This window comes from Streptococcus salivarius (genome assembly GCF_009738225.1).
Classification (GTDB): domain Bacteria; phylum Bacillota; class Bacilli; order Lactobacillales; family Streptococcaceae; genus Streptococcus.
Genome location: NZ_CP018187.1, coordinates 618452 through 639462, shown reverse-complemented (window position 1 = coordinate 639462; position 21011 = coordinate 618452). Strand labels below are relative to the sequence as shown.

The following is a 21011-nucleotide window of genomic DNA, read 5'->3' as shown; positions in this document are numbered from 1 at the left end:
TATTTTATCACACTTATGGGAAAAATGGGGAAATTTTAAATATTTTTCAAGGAATTGTACATAATGGCCTTAATAGAATGCATACGATTCTCAGCTTCTTGGAAGATGATGTCACTGTATTTTTGGAAGACTTGATCTGTAATTTCTAACTCTGCCAAACCATATTTGTCATAGATTTCTTTCCCAATTTGGGTATTGAGATCATGAAAGGCTGGGAGACAATGCATAACAATAACATCTGGATTTTCTGTCTTGGCTAGTAGGTCTGCATTAATTTGATAAGGCAAGAGTAAATCAATACGAGATTTAAAATCTACCTCTTCACCCATAGATACCCAAACATCCGTATAAAGCATATCCACTCCCTTGACCTCTGAAATATCATCTGTAATGGTTAAGTCGGCACCATTATTATGTTTCTGAGCTAAGGCTACAATCTCATCTTCGGGTTGCAGCACCTCTGGGGCAATAATCTTGACATTAACGCCTAAAATAGCCGAAGTGACCAAAAGTGAGTTGGCCATATTATTTCTACCATCTCCAATATAGGCGATGGTCAAGTCTTCCAAACTACCGAAGTGTTCCTTCAAAGTCATGAAATCCGCAATCATTTGAGTTGGATGCCAGGTATCCGTCAAACCATTCCAGACCGGAACCCCTGAGTACTTAGCCAAACCTTCAACATCTTCTTGTTTAAAACCACGGTACTCGATTCCATCAAACATAGATCCCAGAACCTTGGCCGTATCAACTACAGATTCCTTTTTACCTAACTGAATGTCTCCAGCACCAAGGTAGGTCACATTCATACCTAGGTCCTGACCGGCCACTGTAAAAGCTGAGCGAGTTCTGGTAGATGTTTTTTCAAAAATCAAGGCAATATTTAAGCCATCTAAATATTTATGCGGAATTCTTTCCTTCTTTAACTGTTTAAATTTTAAAGATAAATCAATTAACTCCTCGAGTTCTTGCTTGGTAAAGTCGATTTCTTTCAAAAAGGATTTAGCTTGTGTCATAGGTATCTCTCTTTCGTTCTGAATAATATAAAAACATTATATAATATTTATACATTACAAACAAGTGATTTTGAATTAAAATTCAACATTAGCACTCCTGCTAAGAGAGTGCCAATTCTAGATGCTTTTTACTTGCAATCTATCTCCCGCATGCTATAATGGAGTCATAGATTTGACCTTTTTTGACCAAGAATATTTTCAAAAAAGGTCTTTCCCAATTCAGATAGAAAAGAGGTACTGATATGCTCTGTCAAAACTGTAACCTTAATGAAGCTAGTATTCATTTGTATACCAATGTAAATGGTAATCAGCAACAAGTTGACCTCTGTCAAAATTGTTATAAAATCATGAAATCTGACCCAGAGAACCCCCTTAATCAATTCAATCAAACTGGAGGTTCCAACTTCTTCGATGATTTCTTCAGCGACCTAAATAACTTCCGTTCTTCTAACGGTGATCTTCCCAATACACCTCCAACACAAGAAGGTGGTAACCGAGGAAACGGTGGCAATACACAAGGGCCAGGCCGCCCAGGAGGACCACGCCAACAAGCTCCTCAACAGCCACAAGGTCTTCTTGAAGAGTTCGGCATTAACATCACTGACATCGCTCGTCGTGGAGACATCGATCCAGTCATTGGTCGTGACGAGGAAATCATTCGTGTCATCGAAATTCTTAACCGCCGTACCAAGAACAATCCCGTCCTCATCGGTGAACCCGGTGTCGGTAAGACTGCTGTCGTTGAAGGACTAGCTCAAAAAATTGTAGATGGTAGCGTTCCTCAAAAACTCCAAGGCAAACAAGTTATCCGTCTTGATGTGGTCAGCTTGGTTCAAGGAACTGGTATCCGTGGCCAATTTGAAGAACGCATGCAAAAACTTATGGAAGAAATTCGTCAACGTCAGGATGTTATCCTATTTATTGATGAAATTCATGAAATCGTAGGAGCTGGTAATGCTGGAGATGGCAATATGGATGCTGGAAACATCCTAAAACCTGCCCTTGCTCGTGGGGAACTTCAACTGGTCGGAGCAACAACACTCAACGAATACCGCATCATCGAAAAAGATGCTGCCCTTGAGCGTCGTATGCAACCAGTTAAGGTTGACGAACCAACTGTTGAGGAAACCATCACTATTTTGCGTGGGATTCAGCCTAAATATCAAGACTACCACCACGTCAAATATACGGACGAAGCGATTACTGCAGCTGCAGAATTGTCCAACCGCTACATTCAAGACCGTTTCTTACCAGACAAGGCCATCGACCTTCTTGATGAAGCTGGTTCGAAGATGAACTTGACCCTCAACTTTGTTGATCCTAAAGATATAGACAAACGTTTGATTGAGGCTGAAAACCTCAAGGCTCAAGCTACTCGTGACGAGGACTTTGAAAAGGCTGCTTATTTCCGTGACCAAATTGCCAAATACAAGGAAATGCAAAAGCAAACCATCAAAGACCAAGATATGCCTGTCATCACCGAAAAACATATCGAAGCTATTGTGGAACAAAAAACCAATATTCCTGTCGGTGATTTGAAAGAAAAAGAACAATCACAACTTCTTAGTCTTGCCGATGATCTTAAATCACATGTTATCGGACAAGATGCTGCAGTTGATAAGATTGCTAAAGCTATCCGCCGTAATCGTGTTGGATTGGGTGCTCCAAACCGCCCAATTGGTAGCTTCCTCTTCGTAGGTCCTACAGGAGTCGGTAAAACTGAGCTCTCTAAACAATTGGCTATTGAACTCTTTGGTTCAGCTGACAGTATGATTCGTTTCGATATGTCAGAATACATGGAAAAACACGCTGTCGCTAAATTGGTTGGTGCCCCTCCAGGATATGTTGGTTACGACGAAGCTGGTCAGTTAACTGAAAAAGTCCGCCGTAATCCTTATTCACTTATTCTTTTAGATGAGGTTGAAAAAGCTCACCCAGACGTTCTTCACATGTTCCTCCAAGTACTTGACGACGGTCGTTTGACTGATGGACAAGGGCGCACTGTAAGCTTCAAGGATACCATCATCATCATGACCTCAAATGCTGGTACTGGTAAAGTTGAAGCTAGCGTTGGCTTTGGAGCTACTCGTGAAAATCGTACCAATTCTGTTCTTAACCAACTTGGAGATTTCTTCAGTCCTGAATTCATGAACCGCTTTGATGGTATTATCGAATTCTCTGCCCTCAGCAAAGAAAATCTCCTTACTATCGTGGACCTCATGCTTGATAATGTCAACCAACGCTTGGCTAACAACGGTATCCACCTCAGTGTAACTGAGAAAGTTAAGGAAAAATTGGTTGACCTTGGTTACGATCCTAAGATGGGTGCTCGACCACTACGTCGTACCATCCAAGATCACATTGAAGATGCTATTACCGACTTCTACCTTGAAAATCCAAACGAAAAAGATCTCAAGGCAGTCATGACTTCAAAAGGCCACATTACCATTAAGTCTGCTAAAAAAGCCGAAAAAGCTACTCAAAAAGCTGAGGCAGCAAAAGAATCTGATTAAACAAATAAACCAAGTCATTACGACTTGGTTTATTTATCTTTTCATTTCCTATTTTCAAATTTATCCCTAATTCTGCCTAAATCAATAGGAAAATGAGCAAAATTTTAGTATAATATAGGCAAATAAACGTAAGGAGCAACTCATGAATCCAACATTTGGTGACAAGGTTGAGGGAGCTCATTATCAAACACGTTACGGTGTTTATGCTGTGATTCCTAACCAAGAAAAGACAAAGATTATTTTAGTCCAGGCTCCTAACGGAGCTTGGTTTCTCCCAGGTGGAGAAATCGAAGCAGGCGAGGATCACTATAGCGCATTAGAACGCGAGTTAATTGAAGAACTTGGGTTTACAGCCACTTTAGGCCAGTACTATGGCCAGGCTGATGAATACTTCTATTCAAGCCACCGTGACACTTACTATTACAATCCAGCCTATATTTATGAAGTTGTAGATTTTTCAAAAATTGGCAAACCTCTCGAAGATTTCAATAACCTGGCCTGGTTTCCAATTGATGAAGCCATTGCTAAACTTAAACGTGGCAGTCATAAATGGGGAATCGAACAATGGAAAGAAACTAACACAATAACTGACAAATCCTAGGAGGAAACTATGAAACTCATTAATACGACCCGTACACACCAAGAACTCGTTCAAAACCAACTAGACAATACGGATGCCTTTCTCGTAGAGACCTACTCTGCTGGGAATACTGATGTTGTCTTTACACAAGCACCTAAGCATTATGAACTCTTGATTTCAAATAAACACCGTGCTGTTAAAGACAATGAATTAGAAGTTATCCGTGAATTCTTCCTCAAACGAAAAATCGACAAGGATATTGTTTTGATGGACAAACTCAGAACAGTACACACTGACAAATTGATTGAGATTTCATTCCCAACAACTGTATAAGACAAAACAAGCAATGGCTAATACCACTGCTTGTTTTTTTGTACGTTACAAAGCTTTCGAAGCTTGATCCAGAACTTCCATAACCTGACGACTATGTTCCAACTGCTTGGCAACACTGTCAAAATCCTTGGTAGCCACCATCTTTTCAAAAGCCACAAATTCATCATGCATACGATGTTGTAGACTATTGAGATTGACGATTCTCTCTTTCTGACCATTGAGAGTGACTCCAATCTCAGGAAGAGTATTGGTTGCACCAAAAATGGTAATAGCGCCCTTATCACCTTGTATAGTTGAACGAATCTCCGCAATACAGTCTTTAGCTCCAATGGCAACAGCCTTAAAGTGACCATAGTCCAAAACTAGAATCCCTGACGTATCCACTCCTCGCTCCACATTAGGTAGATATTCCACACGATTAGGCTTACCGAAAAGGCCAACAAGAAGATGAATATTATAGACATTCAAATCTCTAAGTGCTCCCCCACCCATTTCAGGATTGAAAGCAGGAGCAATCTCTCCTCGCTTAAAGGCATCGTAACGTGAAGAATATTGAGAATAATTGATATTCACAATCTTAACATCCCCAATATCAGACAAGGCTTCCTTAATCGCTGTAAAATTAGCCAAATATTGATTGGTAATAGCCTCCATCAAGAGAAGCTCTTTTTCTTGCGCAAGCTTAGCCAGCTCTTCAAACTCTTCTAAATGAAGGGTGAAGGGTTTCTCACAGATAACATGCTTGCCAGCCAAAAGTGCTTTCTTAGCATAATCATAGTGGGTATGGTTGGGCGTTCCCACATAAATCGTATCAACTTCTGGATTGGACAAAATTGCCTCATAATCACTAGTCGCCTGAGATAAGCCATATTGTTTGGCTAAAGCCTCAGCCTTATCATGCGATCGTGGTGTCGATAAGATAGCTTCAAGCTCGATGCCCTCAATAGTTGTTAACACAGGAAGAACCTCTGTCACAATCATTCCTGTCCCTAATAATGCAAGTTTCATCAACTTACCTCCTTAATTTCTAATCTCTCTTTACAATGAACCAAGACTATGGACAAACGCATGTGTGTTAAATTCTTCTTTAGTTACTTGAATGAAGCTCATTTTTTTCCTTCCTAAAATGGATAAAGTAAATGACGAGTGAGATAAAAAGCAAGATGGCAAGTACTGCCACTAATGGTATTCGAATCGGACGGATATTAAGCAACAAATCTCCACTAACTGCATAAACAATCGAGACTGGCGTCACTCCAATAAGGGTTGCCAAAATCCTCGTCCTTGTGGGTAAATTCATCTGAACACAAGCATAATTGACCAGAGCTGATGGTATAAAAGGAATAGAGAAGGCTAAAGAAATCCCAATAAAACGATGCTTAAAGTTTTCAATATAGTTTAGGAGTTTCTCCATACGTTTGGACTTCTCTGGCTTTTCAAGTCTTCTCAGAATTTCAAAACTAGTCAAATTTCCAAAAGTATTACCAATAATATTCATCGGAATCACAAGCAAAGGACCATAGAGTAGCCCAATAAAAATACAAAAAATAGAACTTGAAACTCCAGGAATAGCTGATGACAGAATCATAAGACTAATAAGGATAAGTGCATTTTGGAAATTAGCCTGCTTAAAAACTTCTCTTAAAAAGGCTTGATCATGCTTAGCGTTGATCCATTCCTTGATTAAGGGGATGAAGTTATTTAAAAGAGGCCATAAGAACACCAGTATTAAACCTGCTATCCCTATAAAAAATAGTCTTTTTTTGGTCATTACATCTCCACAATTTTAATCACTCCTTTTATTATAACAAAAAAATGCCTTCATTGATTTAGAAAGGCATTTTTTACTGTGATTACTTGTTAATCAAATTTGCTTGTGACTTGTTTTCCAAGGCACCATTTTTAAAGTTAAGGGTAAGGCTACCTGTTTCACCCTTCTTAGCGACAAGGTTTGATGACCAAAGAGCCTGTGTCATTGTTGCATCTGAAGAGACAGCGATTGAATAAACATCCGGTGTGCCAAGCGTTTTGACAGCATCATCATAGCTAGTTCCATTTTTGAGGTTTTCATACATCTTCAGTGTGATTTTGGGATCACGGACGTAAGAAAAGTTTGAAATTGACTTAACGACAGTGCTATTGTTAAAGAGTTTCGCTGTAACCACAACATTGTCATACTGCCAATTATAAACATCAAGCTTAGCATCTCCTGCTTGCTCTTGACCAGTTGATGAGGGTTCACCAAACCAGCCCTTCAAGCTATCAAGATTTGAGCCTCCTGAGAATTCTTGAGAAGCATTTGCCATGGTGATTTTATCAAAGTTCTGGCGAACATTCCCATGCTTAACAGTTAAAATCTTTGAAGCCTCATTATCCAGAGATCCCTTCGACTCAGTTTTAGACGAAGATTTTCCACAAGCAGCTAGAGTAAAAAGTGAGAGACCTAAAACGGTCAAAGACAAAAGTTTTTTCATAATAAATTCCTATATACACAAATAAAAGGCTGACGCCTCAAGTATTTATGGAGCCGGTGGGAGTCGAACCCACGTCCAAACACCTGCCAACATATTCGTCTACAACCATAGGTTATGTCTTTCATTTAACAGATAGACGACACATAACTCAAGCCTTCTATCTGCGAGCCTATAAATCTCTTTTCAACCAGCTAGGCAATGGTCAAACGTAGCTTATAAATCAATAAAACCTCTAAACAAACATAAGCAATCTGCTAGAAGTCACGCGAGCAGGTGTTTAGGCTGCTACAGCGTAAGAATTAGTATTTTTTGCAGTTATATTTAACTGAGCGTTTACGTCGCCACACGAGTCGCAGAATATGCCTCATAATGCCTGTCGAATCCGTAACGACCCCAATATGAGATACTGAGTATTATAGCAAATTTTTTAATAAATTGCAAAAGATTAGCCAAACTGTCTCCCCCAATAAATCCACCATAGAGACGCTAATACAGTAGTCAACTTTGATTTTAGGATAAGCTAATAGCTTTTTTCTGTATCTCTGCCTTTCCATTCAATACTGAAAGATTTTTTGGAATACTTTCACTAAAACTTAGCAACTAAAAAAACGTTGAGCGAACAAATCTTTCAACGTTTTTCTTTTTGCACCCTAAGGGAATCGAACCCCTATCTCAAGAACCGGAATCTTACGTGATATCCATTACACTAAGGGTGCTAACAGTATACTATTATAGCATACTCTAAAATAGAAAAAAAGACATGTTTCCATGCCTCTTTTTTATCTTACAATTCGATATCTCCGAAAAGATCCGCCATTGAGAATCCAGATTGAGTTTCTGGAAGTTCGTAGTCACGTTTTTCTTGACGTTTTGGACGACGTGGACGTGATTGACGTTTTTCGTTGTTTTCGCCTTCAGCGTTAGCTGGACGTTCTTCAAGAGCTTTGATAGAAAGTGATACACGTTCTGCATCAGCGTTTACTTCAAGAACTTTAACAGTAACGTCTTGACCTACTGAAAGAACATCTTTTGGATTTTCAACACGTTTGTGTGAAATTTGAGAGATGTGAACAAGTCCATCGATACCTGGCAATACTTCAACGAAAGCACCGAAGTCAGTCAAGCGTTTAACTTTACCTTCGATTACATCACCAGCAGCAAGTTTTTGTTCAACGCCATCCCATGGTCCAGGTGTTGTTGCTTTAAGTGAAAGTGATACACGTCCTGCTTCTTCGTCGATAGCAAGAACTTTAACTTCAACTTCATCACCTACAGATACAACTGATTTAGGTGAAACGTTACGTTCGTGAGACAATTCAGTCACGTGAACAAGTCCGTCAACACCACCAAGGTCGATGAAAGCACCGAAGCTTGTCAAACGAGCAACTTTACCAGTTACGATTGAACCAACTTCAAGTTTAGAGAAGACTTCTTTACGTGCTTCTGCAGCTTCAGCTTCAACAACTTCACGACGTGAAAGGATGAAACGGTTTTCAGCTGGATCAACTTCTTTAATTTTAGCGTCAAATTCTTGACCTACAAATTGTTCAGTGTTACGAACAAAACGAGTATCGATCATTGAAGCTGGAATAAATCCACGAAGACCTTCAAATTCAACTGAAAGTCCGCCTTTAACAGCGCGTGTTCCTTTAACAGTAACAACTTCTTCTTCACGACCAACAAGTTTATCCCAAGCTTTGCGAGCTTCCAAGCGTTTTTTAGATACAAGGTAAGTTACAGTATCAGTATCTTTACCAACAACTTGACGAAGAACAAGCACTTCAAGTGTTTCACCAACTTTAACAAGGTCTGCAACGTTTGCGTCACGGTCGTTTGTCAATTCACGACGTGTCAAAACACCTTCGATACCAGTTCCTTCGATAACAACATTTGCTTGATCATTATCTACTGAGATAACTTCAGCTGTTACAACGTCACCTGTGTTAACTTCGCTAACACTGTTTAGCAATTCTTCAAATTCGTTCATTCTAAAAAGATCCTCCAACAAGAGCCAGCCAATTCTGACCCTTGATAACAATATATTTTTAAAGGTACCCGCAAAGACAATGGTTAACATAGACGGTGCCAATGCACCCGATACCTTTTACTGGGGTAGCTGGATTCGAACCAACGCATGAGGGAGTCAAAGTCCCTTGCCTTACCGCTTGGCTATACCCCAATAGCAAAATGCTATAAAAAAACATCTAAGTACTTGATATCGACTATCCCGATTCAGTTTCTTAGACATGGAGAGAGAGGGATTCGAACCCCCGAACCCGAAGGAGCGGATTTACAGTCCGCCGCGTTTAGCCTCTTCGCTATCTCTCCTTAAGAACAAGAAATAGTATATCACAGTTTCTTGACCAAAGCAAGCCTTTGCTTTGGATTTTAATGATTAAGATTGTATGATTCAATAATGGCAGCCACTGCATCATCCATTTTTTTGTGGAAACCTGCAACATTTTCCTTGTCAACAACGGCAAACTTACCATCAATTTCCACAATTTGTCCAATCACTTTCTTGCCAACAAGAAGTTCAAAACCTTCGATGCTTGCTTTGTTTACAATGACTTTGGCATCTTTGATTTGGATTTCAATTTTTTTGTCTTTTTTACTCATAGATTTATACCCGATACCTAAATCGAGCCATCCTTTCTTAGTATATGTCTTTAATTTTACCGAAAAAGAAAAAAGCTTGCAAGAGCAAGCTTCAGAATGAAGACAAACATCGATTTTGATGTTTGTCTTTTTTATATTCATACTTAATTCTCCCATAATCCAATAATATTGACGTATTGGGAGAAGATAACAGGTCTTTCCTACCATCATTTTTACCAATTTTTTGATATTTAGACACGCCAAAGTAAGCCCAACCTTATCTTCCATTTTGGACTTTCCTTTTTCTCTGGTATAACGCAAGTTATGATATTCTTTAGCTGTTCCGAATAACCGTTCTATCGTTTCTTTACGGTGTTGATACCGTTCCTTCATCCCACTTTGATGGCGGATATCTTCACAGATTTCTAAGGCCTCTTTCCAAATATGACGCACAACTACTTTTTGGTGCTGGCGACTTTCAGTACAAATCGCCAACAAGGGACAGGTCTTACAAATTTTTGGATCGCTTTTATATTCTCTATAGCCTTCACGTGTCGTTGTACGATAAGTTAACACCTGATTCTCTGGACAAAGATAGCAGTCAAAATGCTCGTCATAGACAAAGTCTTTTGGACGTAGAAAGTGTCTTTTGCCTCTTGGCCTAGTGTAAGGGAAAACTGGTGTAATCCCTTTTGCCAAAAGAAACTTGGCAATACTAGGTGTTTTGTAGCCTGAATCCGCAATAATGAATTCAGGGGAGAAGGGTTCTAGCTGGGCAAAAAGAGCAGGGAAGGCCTGACTATCATGGATGTTACCTGCTTCAACTGTATAAGCCAAGGCCCAACCATGTTTATCACAAGCTACCTGGGCATTATAAGCGAAGACTTCCTTGTGTTCTCCCTTGTGAAACCAACCACTATCTGGATCTGTCGTTGATTGTTTCTTAGATTTAGCCTCGCCTTTTTTGGCGGGCTTTAAGCACTTTTTTGCATGTTTCTTCCTGTCTAAATTAATCTCAACATCCAGTTGTTCACTCATGAATTTAGCTTTTTGATCAACAACAACATTTTTGTACTTATGATTATTAGCAGCTGCCTTGATATGTGTCCCATCGATGAAGATTTCTGAGGAATCAATGAGCCCAGCCTCCAAAACTTGGTGAAGCACATGACTAAAAATGTGTGCTAACAATTCTTTATTTTGAAAGCGTCGGCTATAGTTCTTACCGTAAGTTGTAAAATGGGGCACCTTATCGTCCAGAGATAAGCCGAGAAACCATCGGTAAGCCGTATTCACCTCGATATCCTTTATGGTTTGGCGCATAGATCGAATTCCATAAAAACACTGAATCAACGGAATCTTAACTAACAAAACGGGGTCTAGACTAGGGCGACCATGATCTGAAGAATAACTATCCTCAACAACATCATAAATAAAAGAAAAATCAATCGTTTCTTCAACTTTTCTTAAAAGATGGTCTTTAGGTACAAGTTCGTCAAGCGTATAGAAACCTACTTGACGGCGATTATATTCAGGATTATCTTTGTGAAACATAGGAGCACCTCATCAAATACCTTTTCTCCTTTTTACTCAAAGACCTTCCATCAAACATTATACCCACATGAAGTCGTTGAGAAGACACTGAATTTCTCAGAAGAACTCGCCAATTATTATAACCTCTATCAGCTTTTGCTTTTTCACTTTCAGGAGAAGAGCGGGGATGAGTTTTTTGAACTCATGGAGGAGAATATAAGCAAGGTCAATCATTACTTCAAAACAGTCTTTAGGACTTTTCGTAAACATAAACAATATATCAAAAATGCACTAGAAACACATTACTCAAATGCAAAATTGGAGGGGACCAATAAGCTTATCAAAGACATCAAACGTCTGGGCTTCGGTTTTAAAAATTTTATCAACTTTAGGAAGCGTGTTTTCATCACTCTGAATATACAAAAAGAGAAGACCTATCTGGTCCTCTCTAGATGTTAGCTTTTCGTCACCCACTACAGTTGACAAACATACTAAGATTAGTAGTGAAGAAATCTCCGACGGGAGAGAGTACTCACTACTTTTTCTTTATGTTAAAGTAGTGGTGTCTTGTAAAGTCGTAGGGCTCTATGGCGCTAGACGTCGCTTGACAAACTGGCAAGACACCTTGTTTTAGGTGGAGTTTGATTAAAGTATGTAGGACGCTAAACGTCGCGTATTGAAAATAAAATCACTAAAACATGGAATTATTCAAGACAAAAGAGGTAATGTCATGCGTGCAGTATTTGGAATTGATGTCAGTAAAACAAGTTCTGAGGTGGCAATTTTAGTCAACGGTGAGAAGGTTCATGGCTACACCATACTCAATGATGCCATTGGCTTCAATCGCCTATTGGGGGACTTGAAAACTGTTCATAACCCTGAGATTATATTTGAGGCTACAGGTGTCTATTCTCGACGTCTTCAAGCCTTTCTCGAGGAATATAGTTACGCTTACACACGGCTAAATCCACTGGAAGCTAAGAAACAATTGGACAGTCTGCGAGTTCGTAAAACAGATAAAATTGACGCTGAAAAGTTGGCTAAATCTCAGCTTGTACACAATCGTAAACCAACTTACGTGCAGGAAGAAGTTTATCAACACCTACGTGATTTAAGCCGTTTCTATCAAAATATGACAGAAGATCTTGTTCGAACTAAAAACCGTCTGCACAAGGTCCTACAAGTCACCTTTCCTGAATTGGAAACTCTATTATCCACACCTACTGGAGAGCAATATTGGAACCTAGTGATGGCTTTTCCATGCAAAGAGTTTGTATTAAGCCTATCTCAAAGTAACTTGTGTGAGATTATCCGTCAATCCACCTCCAAACGCATCTCTGAAAAGCGTATTGCTTACCTGACTGATAAACTTATAAAACTCGCTAAACAATCTTTTTGTGCGGTCAAGAATACCTCTCCAATGCTTGAAGAGGTTCGTTACTATGCTCAAGAATTGCTTCGTCTTTCTGAACGCAGACAAGTTGTCTTAAACGACATGGTAGCTCTAGCTCAGCCTTTACCAGAGTATGACATCTTACGATCAATTCCTGGCATCGCAGAAACCACAGCGACATCTATCATTGGCGAATTGGGAGATATTCGTCGCTTTCAGTCTTCCAATCAAATCAACGCTTTTATTGGCATTGACCTGAGACACTACGAATCTGGGAACTTTCTCGCCAAGGAACACATCACTAAACGAGGTAATCCCTATGCCAGAAAAATCTTGTTCAAGTGCATTCACAACATCGCTTCAGCTAGTCATACTAATCCCTGCCATATCGCTGACTTTTATGAGAAACGAAAAAGACAATCGACAATAGCTTCAACTAAGCCACATACGATTGCCTCTATACATCGTCTCATTCGAACAATGTATTACCTCATTACGCATAACAAACTTTACGATTACTCTTTGACCCAAAATCGATAAGGCTGTCTATGCCGTATTATTGTAACACCTTGTTTCAAAAAATACCAGATGAGGTGTTTTTTTAGCATGCCCATTTATGGATAAAAAAGGGTTAAAAATAAGACAGTAACCTCAGAATAGCTACTGTCTTATCTCTTTTTTTACTTAAAGCCTTGATAGACTTGACAAATGGTAGAAAAGAGCCTCTTTTATTATACTCTTTCGATGCAAGAAAAGTCCCCAGAAGAATAACTTCTGAGGACTTTGTCTTCAATCTGGGTAATATCAGTATTTTTTAAAAGATTATTTTCAATAAAATTAGCATTAGCCTTATCAAGATTGGCTGTAGCTTCATCCATAATAATAATGTTACTACCTTTTAATAATGCTCTTACAATACCAATTCTCTGTTTTTGACCTTCTGAAAGTAGATCATTAGATACCTTTTCCTTTAAACGCCCCAGTAAGTCTAGTAAATTGACATCTTTCAAAGCTTTATTTATGTCATTTTGTGTAATGTCTTGAGACCACAGTGTTAAATTATTTTCAAGTGTGTCATTGTAAATATGTGTAGAATTACTAATATATGCGACTTGAGAAACAATGGAATTTTCATCAATTTCTTTTAACTCTAAATTGTTGTATTTTACATGACCAGTATAATTCTTGAGATTTCCTAAGATAATATTTATTAATGTTGACTTTCCACTTCCAGATTCACCAATAATGTCATATTTTTTATTTTTTATGAAGCTGAGATTGAGTTTAGAGAAGACTTTCTTATCACCAAAATTGTATTCTAAATCGGAAATATCAATGGTTTCAATGTTATTGACTATTTTTTTCTCAGTATTTTTAGAAGAAATCTCAACCTTTAAAAATAAAGGTTTAACAGTATCAAGAACTCGTGTTCAAACTTTGCTTATCAATAATTTTACATATAAGTTTTGCAGAACTATATCATTTTTTCAACCTTTATTTTTTTATACTATATAATATAACACAACTAAATATGCTAGTACAATCTCATACAATCAACCTATTATTCAAATATCTAAAATAAACTTTCACTATATATTTTTTTATAAGTTTCGCTATAGTTTAATAGCTGTTGATGTGTTCCAAAATGAGTTACTGTACCATCATTTTCTAATACAATAATTAAATCAGATTCAATAATAGTTTTTAAACGATGAGCAATAACAATGGTAGTTATAGTTCCTTTTATCTCTAACAAAGTATTGATAATAAGGCTTTCAGTCATTGTGTCTAGATTTGCTGTTGCTTCATCCATTAATAAAATCTTAGGATTACTTATTAAAGCTCTGGCAATATTTAATCTTTGTTTTTGTCCCTCAGAAAGTTCTACTCCACCCTCGCCAATAATTGTATCTAAACCATTAGAAAAGTGATTAACAAAATCATATGCACCTGACTTTTTCAAAGCACTTTCAATACTCATATCATCTACGTTACTATTTTTTCCATACAGCAAATTAGATTTAATAGTTCCCGAAAAGAAACCACTTTCTTGAAAAACACAAGAAATTTGTTTTCGAATAGTATCTGTAAAAATATTTTTTAGTGGCACACCGTCTATCAAAATATCTCCGTCATATTCATTAAAAAATTTCAATAATAAGGAAAATAAGGTCGTTTTACCTGACCCACTTGGACCAACTATAGCAATAAATTTTTTTGAAGGTAACTCTATATTGATATTATTTAAAACTTTTGTAACACCATCATAGCTAAAAGATAAATTATTTAGAGAAATATTTCCTTTTGAAATATTAAAATCTATCGAATCTGGTGAATCATTTTCAATATTAATAGCTAAAATATCTGTAATACGTCTTAAAGTCCCTTTAACTTCAAAAAATTCTGATATGCTAGAAAAAATACTCGTGATTGGACTAATAACTTGAATAATATATAAGATAAAAGTCACCATCTCACCAATAGATAATAAACCTTGATTCACTTGCCAACTAGTATATAACAAAAAACTAAGTACCAAAAGGATTAATAAACCAGATGTCAAAGTATTAAGAACAGAGGCTGTAGCAACCATACGAACAAAATTATAGTAAATCTTATTAAATTTACCTTGAAATGTACTTACTTCTTGTTTTGCTCCTAAATAAGACTTTACCAACTTATTATTTAAAACCTTTTGAGTAAAGCTTCCACTAACATCACCTAAATATGTCTGGTGTAAATTATAAAGTCGCTCTAATTTCCTATTAAAAGGCATGACAAGCAAACTAGCTAATGCTGTTGCTAAAAAGGCTATAACAGTAAGATGAAAATTTATTGATACAAGTATAACGCTCGTTCCTAAAACGATAATAGCATTTATTATTAGTTGAGGAATAGTCGTAGTAACAATTTTGGCGGTTTCTGATATATCGTTTGTTAAACGACTCGTAAGGTCTCCTGCTGAAAATCTATTTAACTGATAAATAGGTAGATTCAAGCAATGATTAACAAACTCATTCTCCATATTCTTAATAACCCTAGCTCCAACCTTGCCTAACAAAAATGCAGCTAATCCTTGAATAATATAAATTATAAAGATAGCTATTATTCCTAAAAGGATTATAGATTTATGTAATAAAATAAAATTCATTCTATCACGGTCTGCTAGAGTACCCATAATCAAAGGCAAAGCGAGCGTAGACAAAGCACCGATAATACTTAGAACCAATCCAATTATAAATAAAAATCGTTCAGGTATAAGAAAATATCTAATTTGAAATAATATTGAAGAACTTTTTTTACTCTTCATAAGAGTACCTCAACTCACTAATACTCAAGTCTATTATACAAATGTAAAGAGATAACATACAAAATTACATAGTAAACCACAAATAATAACGTAAGAAGTAATATACTATTATTAAAAGATAGATGACCTAACACATTAACATAACCGTTTGGAAACACGCATTTTAGTGAAGCAAGATGCGGAGCTATAAAAGAAAAAAGTGCAAAAATAATTCCTACAAGCATCGTGAAACCGTTGGTTAAGATAATTGATGCCAAACTGGCAACTAATAAACATAACAAAAATACCAAAATAGTTCCTAAAATACTGACTATCGTATACTGTACATCATCAATTTGAGAAGGCAAAAACTTACCTGACGTATATGGTTGATGAACCAAATAAACATAATAAGTAAACAATGATGAGAAGAAAGTTATTACTATATACAATATTTGAAACAATAAAATCGCTCCTAGCTTTGCATTTAAAATAACTTTTCTACTAATATCTTTGTAAAGATACATAATGCCACTTGTAATTTCATCTCTAAAAATCGTACTTCCAATGTAAATAAAAACTACTAATGGTAATAACATTTGGTATTGAGTAGATAAAACTGCACTAAAGAACTCTAAAAAGCTTAGTGACCCTACTGGGGCACTTAATTGCATAAAATTAGTACTAAATAATCCTACAACAATTAATAGCATTGGAAAAAAGCTAAAAGCTAACGCAATTTTTGATTCTTTTTTCTTCAACAATGCTTTAAAAAAAGGTAATGTTAAGTAATTCATCTCTATTCCTCCACAAATAATCTTTCCAAACTATCCTTTTTTGATAAAACATTTTTAATTAGCTTAGCAACTGCAAGTTGTTCCAAGATATAATTTAATGCTTCATTATTTACAGAGTTATCAATTTCAATATGATTTTCACTATACTTTAGGTTATAACTTTTCACAAGATTTTCTATCACATGACTATCTTCATCTTTTAAAATATCATTTAACTCTATTACAATACTATTTTGTTCCGTGCTAATTTTATCGTCAATCATCCCTGATTCAATAAAAAGATAACGTGTACACAAATCCTCTAACTCTGCTAACTGGTGACTAGATACTATCATTGAGGTTTTATTAACTTTTGACCACTGCTTTAAAATTTCCAATAAATTTTTAACACCAATAGGGTCTAAACCTACAAAAGGCTCATCTAACAACACAAATTGAGGTTCAGTAACAAGAGCCAATGCTAAAGCAGTTCTTTGTTTCATACCAAAAGAAAAGCTTATAGGTTTTCTATCCTTAGCTTCCAATAGTCCTACTAATTTCAGTGTTTTTTCGATATTATCTTGATACTGTTCTTTCTTATGAATTTTAAGATATAATTTTAAATTTTCTTCAACACTAATTTGTGGAAAAAATACAGGTTCTATCATGATTCCAAAATCTTTAAGAATATTATCTTCTTTAAAGATATCCTTACCATTGAAAAAAACAGTCCCTTCTGTAGGATTTTGAGATTTTGCTAATATTTTAAGTAAAGTACTCTTCCCTGAACCATTTTTACCTACCAGGCCTACAATATCTCCCTCTTCAATCGTAAAATTAGCATTTTCTAAAGAATAAAAATCATTACCTTTATATTTTTTTCCTAACCCTTTTACTTCAATTATTGCCATTTTTCTTCATCATACGTTCTAAAATTTTTAAAATAATATATTCCACCAAAAAGTATAATAGAACAACAAATATAATTTGAGATGGTTCAATTAAACTAGTATTTATCTTGATATACATCTCTCCGCTTGTAATTGTATTGTACTCAATAAATTTAGTCCATGAGCTTGAGTTTTCCAAAAAAACTCCTATAATAATATAAGCAAGTAAAGAAATTGTTGGAAAAACCAAGCAATAAAGTGATTTTTTTTTCTTTTTTAAAACTGCTAAAGCGGAAAGTAGCGAATTTAATATTAGCGGGAAAAGATAAATAATAAAAATAAATCCTAAAATGGTTAAACTTAATAAAAATTTTGTCCCAATAATAACTAAAAGTATATTTAATATACTCGCAATGATAATATAAAACAACATAACATCTCCTCCTTATCCAAAGATACTCCCAACACAAATATTATAAAACCAATGAAATGCAATTGAACTTTGTAAACCAAAACGGTCTGCTAAAATATATAAAATAACGCTAGCTGGGAACTTCATCACGAAATTTAACAAAAAATCACCGTTTAAATGTAAAAGAATCGCAAATATCAGAGAACCCAAAACGAAAGCACTTCGTTTTTTAAAACAAGATAATAATACACTTAAAATAATTACTCTAAATAAAAATTCCTCACAAGTTGCTATAATTAATGCGTGCACTATCTCTTCGGACTGAAAAATAAAAATCGAAATAAATAAAATAAGAACCGATAAAACAATAGCAGAAATAATATAAAACTTAGGTTTAATAAGCTTGAATTCTAAATAATATAAAAACAACAGTGGTATTGCTACAAACCCTATCAATGATGAAAAAATTAAAACTAAGTTAATAGAAACCTGATTATCTATACGGAAAAGGATAGCAAAAACATTTCCAATATTAACAAATACCCCCGCTAATACTACCATACTAATTGAAACAATTATTGTTTCAGCTTTACTGTGAGTTTCTTTCATAGATTAGACTTTTAATAAAAATAAAAAGCAGTTAAGAGAACCAGCTACCTTCCTCTCAACTGCAGCCATGAGCAGCTACTCCAAAACAATCTGCACACAAGGATATACCTTACCAGTACCATTTTTTACCAGAGTATCTATAAGATACGATACCCAAGTTAACTTCATTACGTGAGAATAATTTTTTTAAAAATCCCATGATGTAACCTCCCAACTTAATTATTCAGCTAACGTTAAACTCTTTACAATCATATTATAAAGAAGCCGCTTTCTTTTGTCAAGCTTTTTTTAATTTTTTGTTGCGAAACATAAATTCTTTTAAAGCCCTGTTGTAAAATGAAGTGCAACAAAAAAGACATATTCATCTGATATACTAGAGTTGCGAAAAACAGTATAAAGGAAGATGAACATGTTCACTAATTATTCTACCACAAATCAATCATACAAACACTTATCTGAAGCTGAGCGAGGAGAATTTGAAGCTTACTTAAGCGTAGGACTCAAACCTGCTGAGATTGCTCGTAGACTAGGGAGAAATCGCTCTACTATTACTCGTGAAATTAATCGTGGTTCCATAACCCAAGTGAAAAAAGTAAATGGACAGAAGGTCTATTACCAACACTATTATGCAGATGTTGCCGATAGCCGTTATCGTCATGCTAGAGAAGCTAGCTATTATCTGAAACTGGATTGTGTATCGGATGACTTTCTGAGAGAATTTACAGAAGCAATGAGAGAGAAACCAAGGGTGCATAGCGTGGATACCTTTGTTCATAACTATAGACTCCAACATGTAGATGCAGTTGTTCCTTCAACCAAGACGCTCTATAACTATATCCATCAAGGATTGTTAGAGATTAAGGTCATTGATTTGCCAAGAGCAGTGCGGATTTGTAAGAAATTTACCAAGCGTCCTTCTACTAAGAAACATCTAGGAAAGTCAATTGAAGAAAGACCAGAAGAAATCAATAATCGTTCCCGTTTTGGAGATTGGGAAATCGATTCTGTTCTGGGTTTAAAAACAATAGGAGAACCTTCTATTCTGACCTTGGTAGAACGACAAACACGCTATGCTGTCACAAAGAAACTCGTGGAAAAGAAAGCAGAGTATGTCAATCAAGCAGTCTTAGAATATATGAAACTTTATCCCATTAAGTCCATAACTGCAGATAATGGAAACGAATTTTCTTCATTGAGTGAGATAGAGGGCTTAGATGTTTATTTTGCACATACCTATTCATCTTATAAACGAGGTACAAATGAGAATTTCAATGGCTTACTAAGAGAGTTCATTACAAAGGGATCCTCACTCAAAGAACTAAATCAGAATCTTTTAGAGGACTATACAAAGGATATCAATGAAAGACCGAGACGAATCCATGGCTATCAGTCCGCAAAAAAGCTGTTTGAGCTAGCTCAAACAGCTTGAAAGATACTCACTTAATCAGAGAAACAACTTTGTTGCACCTGACTTGACAATTGGGGGCTTTAAAATAATCATTTATTACTCGGAATTAGTCAACTTTGACAATCCATCCTTCTGGTGCTTCAACATCACCAAATTGGATACCTGTCAACTCATCATAAAGTTTACGTGTTACAGGACCTACTTCTGTTTCTGAGTAGAAGACATGGAAGTCATCACCATGTTGTACCCCACCAATTGGTGAGATAACGGCAGCTGTACCGCAGGCACCTGCTTCAACAAATTTATCCAATTCAGAAATCTTAACATCACCTTGGATAGCTTTCATACCGAAGCGATTTTCAGCCAAGTAAAGCAATGAGAACTTGGTGATAGATGGCAAGATAGATGGGCTGAGTGGTGTAATGAATTCGTTATCAGCTGTGATACCAAAGAAGTTTGCAGAACCCACTTCTTCAATCTTAGTGTGAGTTGCTGGATCAAGGTAGATAACATCAGAGAAGTTACGGTCATGTGCAATCTTACCTGGCAACATACTTGCTGCGTAGTTACCACCAACCTTAGCAGCACCTGTACCATGTGGCGCAGCACGGTCATAATCATCTTGAATAAGGAAGTTTGTTGGAGCCAAACCACCCTTGAAGTAGTTACCTACTGGCATAGCAAAAATAGTAAAGATATACTCATCTGCTGGATGCACACCAATAATATCACCAACCCCAATCAAAAGTGGACGGAGATAAAGTGTAGCACCTGTACCATATGGTGGAACGTATTCTTCATTGGCACGCACAACTTGTTTACATGCATCTACAAATTTGTCGATAGAAACTTCTGGCATCAAAAGACGATCAGCAGTACGTTGCAAACGTTTGGCATTTTCATCTGGACGGAACAATTGAATAGAGCCATCTTTAGTACGGTAAGCCTTGAGTCCTTCAAAAGCTTCTTGACCATAGTGAAGGGCTGGAGATGCTTCTGAAATATGCAAAGTTGCATCCTCAGTCAATTGCCCCTCGTCCCATTTGCCATCTTTGAAATATGAGATATAACGGAATGGAAGTTTACGGTAATTAAATCCTAGATTTTCCCAGTCTAAATCAACTGTCATGTGTATGTCCTCTTTTCTGTTACTATGTGCTTTCTAGTATAGTCCTTTTCATTGAAAA

General features: G+C 36.4%; 17 protein-coding genes, 3 tRNA genes, 1 other RNA gene and 3 pseudogenes. 6 read left to right on the top strand and 18 right to left on the bottom strand.

Annotated features, from left to right (window positions below; all coding sequences use genetic code 11):
* Window positions 1–35: 35 nt before the first annotated feature.
* Entirely contained in the window at window positions 36–1016 is a 981-nt protein-coding gene (gene argF, locus BSR19_RS03255; RefSeq protein ID WP_156246560.1) for an ornithine carbamoyltransferase, read from the bottom strand.
* A 242-nt stretch (window positions 1017–1258) separates the two neighbouring features.
* On the opposite strand from argF, the gene BSR19_RS03250 reads away from it, so the two are divergent.
* The 3 genes from BSR19_RS03250 to BSR19_RS03240 all read left to right on the top strand — a co-directional run bounded on the left by BSR19_RS03250 (window position 1259) and on the right by BSR19_RS03240 (window position 4442).
* Window positions 1259–3529 carry an ATP-dependent Clp protease ATP-binding subunit gene (locus BSR19_RS03250; protein ID WP_073687523.1) on the top strand — a complete coding sequence of 757 codons (2271 nt, stop codon included), beginning with the start codon at window positions 1259–1261 and terminating at the stop codon, window positions 3527–3529.
* Window positions 3530–3671: 142 nt separating this feature from the next.
* Window positions 3672–4130, top strand: coding sequence for an NUDIX hydrolase (locus BSR19_RS03245; RefSeq protein WP_151404407.1), 459 nt, complete (start codon window positions 3672–3674; stop codon window positions 4128–4130).
* Window positions 4131–4139: 9 nt separating this feature from the next.
* A complete protein-coding gene (locus tag BSR19_RS03240; RefSeq protein WP_002885967.1) occupies window positions 4140–4442 on the top strand; it encodes a DUF1827 family protein in 303 nt (100 codons plus the stop codon).
* Window positions 4443–4487: 45 nt separating this feature from the next.
* On the opposite strand, the gene BSR19_RS03235 is transcribed toward BSR19_RS03240, so the two are convergent.
* The 10 genes and pseudogenes from BSR19_RS03235 to BSR19_RS03195 form a co-directional block, all read right to left on the bottom strand.
* Window positions 4488–5450 carry a Gfo/Idh/MocA family protein gene (locus BSR19_RS03235; RefSeq protein WP_156246559.1) on the bottom strand — a complete coding sequence of 321 codons (963 nt, stop codon included), beginning with the start codon at window positions 5448–5450 and terminating at the stop codon, window positions 4488–4490.
* Window positions 5451–5529: 79 nt separating this feature from the next.
* Complete coding sequence (locus BSR19_RS03230; RefSeq protein ID WP_156246558.1) at window positions 5530–6213, bottom strand: TVP38/TMEM64 family protein; 684 nt, start codon at window positions 6211–6213, stop codon at window positions 5530–5532.
* An 82-nt stretch (window positions 6214–6295) separates the two neighbouring features.
* Entirely contained in the window at window positions 6296–6916 is a 621-nt protein-coding gene (locus tag BSR19_RS03225) for a DUF3862 domain-containing protein (RefSeq protein ID WP_048675996.1), read from the bottom strand.
* Window positions 6917–6961: 45 nt separating this feature from the next.
* Window positions 6962–7311, bottom strand: a transfer-messenger RNA (tmRNA) gene (gene ssrA, locus BSR19_RS03220).
* Window positions 7312–7560: 249 nt separating this feature from the next.
* Window positions 7561–7632: transfer RNA gene (locus BSR19_RS03215), tRNA-Arg, on the bottom strand.
* A 68-nt stretch (window positions 7633–7700) separates the two neighbouring features.
* Window positions 7701–8903 (bottom strand): 30S ribosomal protein S1, encoded by a 1203-nt coding sequence (rpsA, locus tag BSR19_RS03210; protein ID WP_003094841.1) that lies wholly within the window; start codon window positions 8901–8903, stop codon window positions 7701–7703.
* A 120-nt stretch (window positions 8904–9023) separates the two neighbouring features.
* Window positions 9024–9095 (bottom strand) — tRNA-Gln (locus tag BSR19_RS03205).
* A gap of 68 nt (window positions 9096–9163) precedes the next feature.
* Window positions 9164–9244: transfer RNA gene (locus BSR19_RS03200), tRNA-Tyr, on the bottom strand.
* A gap of 60 nt (window positions 9245–9304) precedes the next feature.
* Entirely contained in the window at window positions 9305–9535 is a 231-nt protein-coding gene (locus BSR19_RS11590) for a DUF2969 domain-containing protein (RefSeq protein WP_231605983.1), read from the bottom strand.
* Window positions 9536–9628: 93 nt separating this feature from the next.
* Window positions 9629–11068: pseudogene (locus BSR19_RS03195) on the bottom strand (IS1182 family transposase); the annotation flags it as partial.
* An 18-nt stretch (window positions 11069–11086) separates the two neighbouring features.
* Here BSR19_RS03195 and BSR19_RS03190 point away from each other — a divergent pair.
* Window positions 11087–11499: pseudogene (locus tag BSR19_RS03190) on the top strand (transposase); the annotation flags it as partial.
* Window positions 11500–11777: 278 nt separating this feature from the next.
* Window positions 11778–12980 carry an IS110 family RNA-guided transposase gene (locus BSR19_RS03185; RefSeq protein WP_129852440.1) on the top strand — a complete coding sequence of 401 codons (1203 nt, stop codon included), beginning with the start codon at window positions 11778–11780 and terminating at the stop codon, window positions 12978–12980.
* A 191-nt stretch (window positions 12981–13171) separates the two neighbouring features.
* Here the strand turns inward: BSR19_RS03185 and BSR19_RS03175 are convergent, their stop codons facing one another.
* The 6 genes from BSR19_RS03175 to BSR19_RS03150 all read right to left on the bottom strand — a co-directional run bounded on the left by BSR19_RS03175 (window position 13172) and on the right by BSR19_RS03150 (window position 18416).
* Entirely contained in the window at window positions 13172–13771 is a 600-nt protein-coding gene (locus BSR19_RS03175; RefSeq protein WP_331462066.1) for an ATP-binding cassette domain-containing protein, read from the bottom strand.
* 242 nt (window positions 13772–14013) lie between these two features.
* Complete coding sequence (locus BSR19_RS03170; protein ID WP_156246556.1) at window positions 14014–15750, bottom strand: ABC transporter ATP-binding protein; 1737 nt, start codon at window positions 15748–15750, stop codon at window positions 14014–14016.
* A 17-nt stretch (window positions 15751–15767) separates the two neighbouring features.
* Window positions 15768–16526 carry a hypothetical protein gene (locus BSR19_RS03165; RefSeq protein WP_156246555.1) on the bottom strand — a complete coding sequence of 253 codons (759 nt, stop codon included), beginning with the start codon at window positions 16524–16526 and terminating at the stop codon, window positions 15768–15770.
* Window positions 16527–16528: 2 nt separating this feature from the next.
* Window positions 16529–17410, bottom strand: a complete 882-nt coding sequence (locus tag BSR19_RS03160) for an ABC transporter ATP-binding protein (protein ID WP_156247077.1) — start codon at window positions 17408–17410, stop codon at window positions 16529–16531.
* On the bottom strand, window positions 17403–17828 hold the full coding sequence (locus BSR19_RS03155; RefSeq protein ID WP_156246554.1) for an Msa family membrane protein: 426 nt from the start codon (window positions 17826–17828) through the stop codon (window positions 17403–17405). The genes BSR19_RS03160 and BSR19_RS03155 overlap by 8 nt, the downstream gene beginning before the upstream one ends.
* Window positions 17829–17840: 12 nt before the next feature.
* Window positions 17841–18416 carry a CPBP family intramembrane glutamic endopeptidase gene (locus BSR19_RS03150; RefSeq protein ID WP_156246553.1) on the bottom strand — a complete coding sequence of 192 codons (576 nt, stop codon included), beginning with the start codon at window positions 18414–18416 and terminating at the stop codon, window positions 17841–17843.
* A 409-nt stretch (window positions 18417–18825) separates the two neighbouring features.
* On the opposite strand from BSR19_RS03150, the gene BSR19_RS03145 reads away from it, so the two are divergent.
* On the top strand, window positions 18826–19845 hold the full coding sequence (locus tag BSR19_RS03145; protein ID WP_197092251.1) for an IS30 family transposase: 1020 nt from the start codon (window positions 18826–18828) through the stop codon (window positions 19843–19845).
* A gap of 85 nt (window positions 19846–19930) precedes the next feature.
* Here the strand turns inward: BSR19_RS03145 and BSR19_RS03140 are convergent.
* Window positions 19931–20962: pseudogene (locus BSR19_RS03140) on the bottom strand (branched-chain amino acid aminotransferase); the annotation flags it as partial.
* Window positions 20963–21011 lie beyond the last annotated feature (49 nt).

What these genes read in the sequence shown, in the direction of transcription:
- BSR19_RS03240 (WP_002885967.1), top strand. Translation starts at nt 4,140, where the DNA reads ATGAAACTCATTAATACGACCCGTACACACCAAGAACTCGTTCAAAAC.
- BSR19_RS03165 (WP_156246555.1), bottom strand. Translation starts at nt 16,526, where the DNA reads ATGAATTACTTAACATTACCTTTTTTTAAAGCATTGTTGAAGAAAAAA.
- BSR19_RS03230 (WP_156246558.1), bottom strand. Translation starts at nt 6,213, where the DNA reads ATGACCAAAAAAAGACTATTTTTTATAGGGATAGCAGGTTTAATACTG.
- rpsA (WP_003094841.1), bottom strand. Translation starts at nt 8,903, where the DNA reads ATGAACGAATTTGAAGAATTGCTAAACAGTGTTAGCGAAGTTAACACA.
- BSR19_RS11590 (WP_231605983.1), bottom strand. Translation starts at nt 9,535, where the DNA reads ATGAGTAAAAAAGACAAAAAAATTGAAATCCAAATCAAAGATGCCAAA.
- BSR19_RS03225 (WP_048675996.1), bottom strand. Translation starts at nt 6,916, where the DNA reads ATGAAAAAACTTTTGTCTTTGACCGTTTTAGGTCTCTCACTTTTTACT.
- argF (WP_156246560.1), bottom strand. Translation starts at nt 1,016, where the DNA reads ATGACACAAGCTAAATCCTTTTTGAAAGAAATCGACTTTACCAAGCAA.
- BSR19_RS03245 (WP_151404407.1), top strand. Translation starts at nt 3,672, where the DNA reads ATGAATCCAACATTTGGTGACAAGGTTGAGGGAGCTCATTATCAAACA.
- BSR19_RS03170 (WP_156246556.1), bottom strand. Translation starts at nt 15,750, where the DNA reads ATGAAGAGTAAAAAAAGTTCTTCAATATTATTTCAAATTAGATATTTT.
- BSR19_RS03250 (WP_073687523.1), top strand. Translation starts at nt 1,259, where the DNA reads ATGCTCTGTCAAAACTGTAACCTTAATGAAGCTAGTATTCATTTGTAT.
- BSR19_RS03185 (WP_129852440.1), top strand. Translation starts at nt 11,778, where the DNA reads ATGCGTGCAGTATTTGGAATTGATGTCAGTAAAACAAGTTCTGAGGTG.
- BSR19_RS03155 (WP_156246554.1), bottom strand. Translation starts at nt 17,828, where the DNA reads ATGTTGTTTTATATTATCATTGCGAGTATATTAAATATACTTTTAGTT.
- BSR19_RS03150 (WP_156246553.1), bottom strand. Translation starts at nt 18,416, where the DNA reads ATGAAAGAAACTCACAGTAAAGCTGAAACAATAATTGTTTCAATTAGT.
- BSR19_RS03235 (WP_156246559.1), bottom strand. Translation starts at nt 5,450, where the DNA reads ATGAAACTTGCATTATTAGGGACAGGAATGATTGTGACAGAGGTTCTT.
- BSR19_RS03145 (WP_197092251.1), top strand. Translation starts at nt 18,826, where the DNA reads ATGTTCACTAATTATTCTACCACAAATCAATCATACAAACACTTATCT.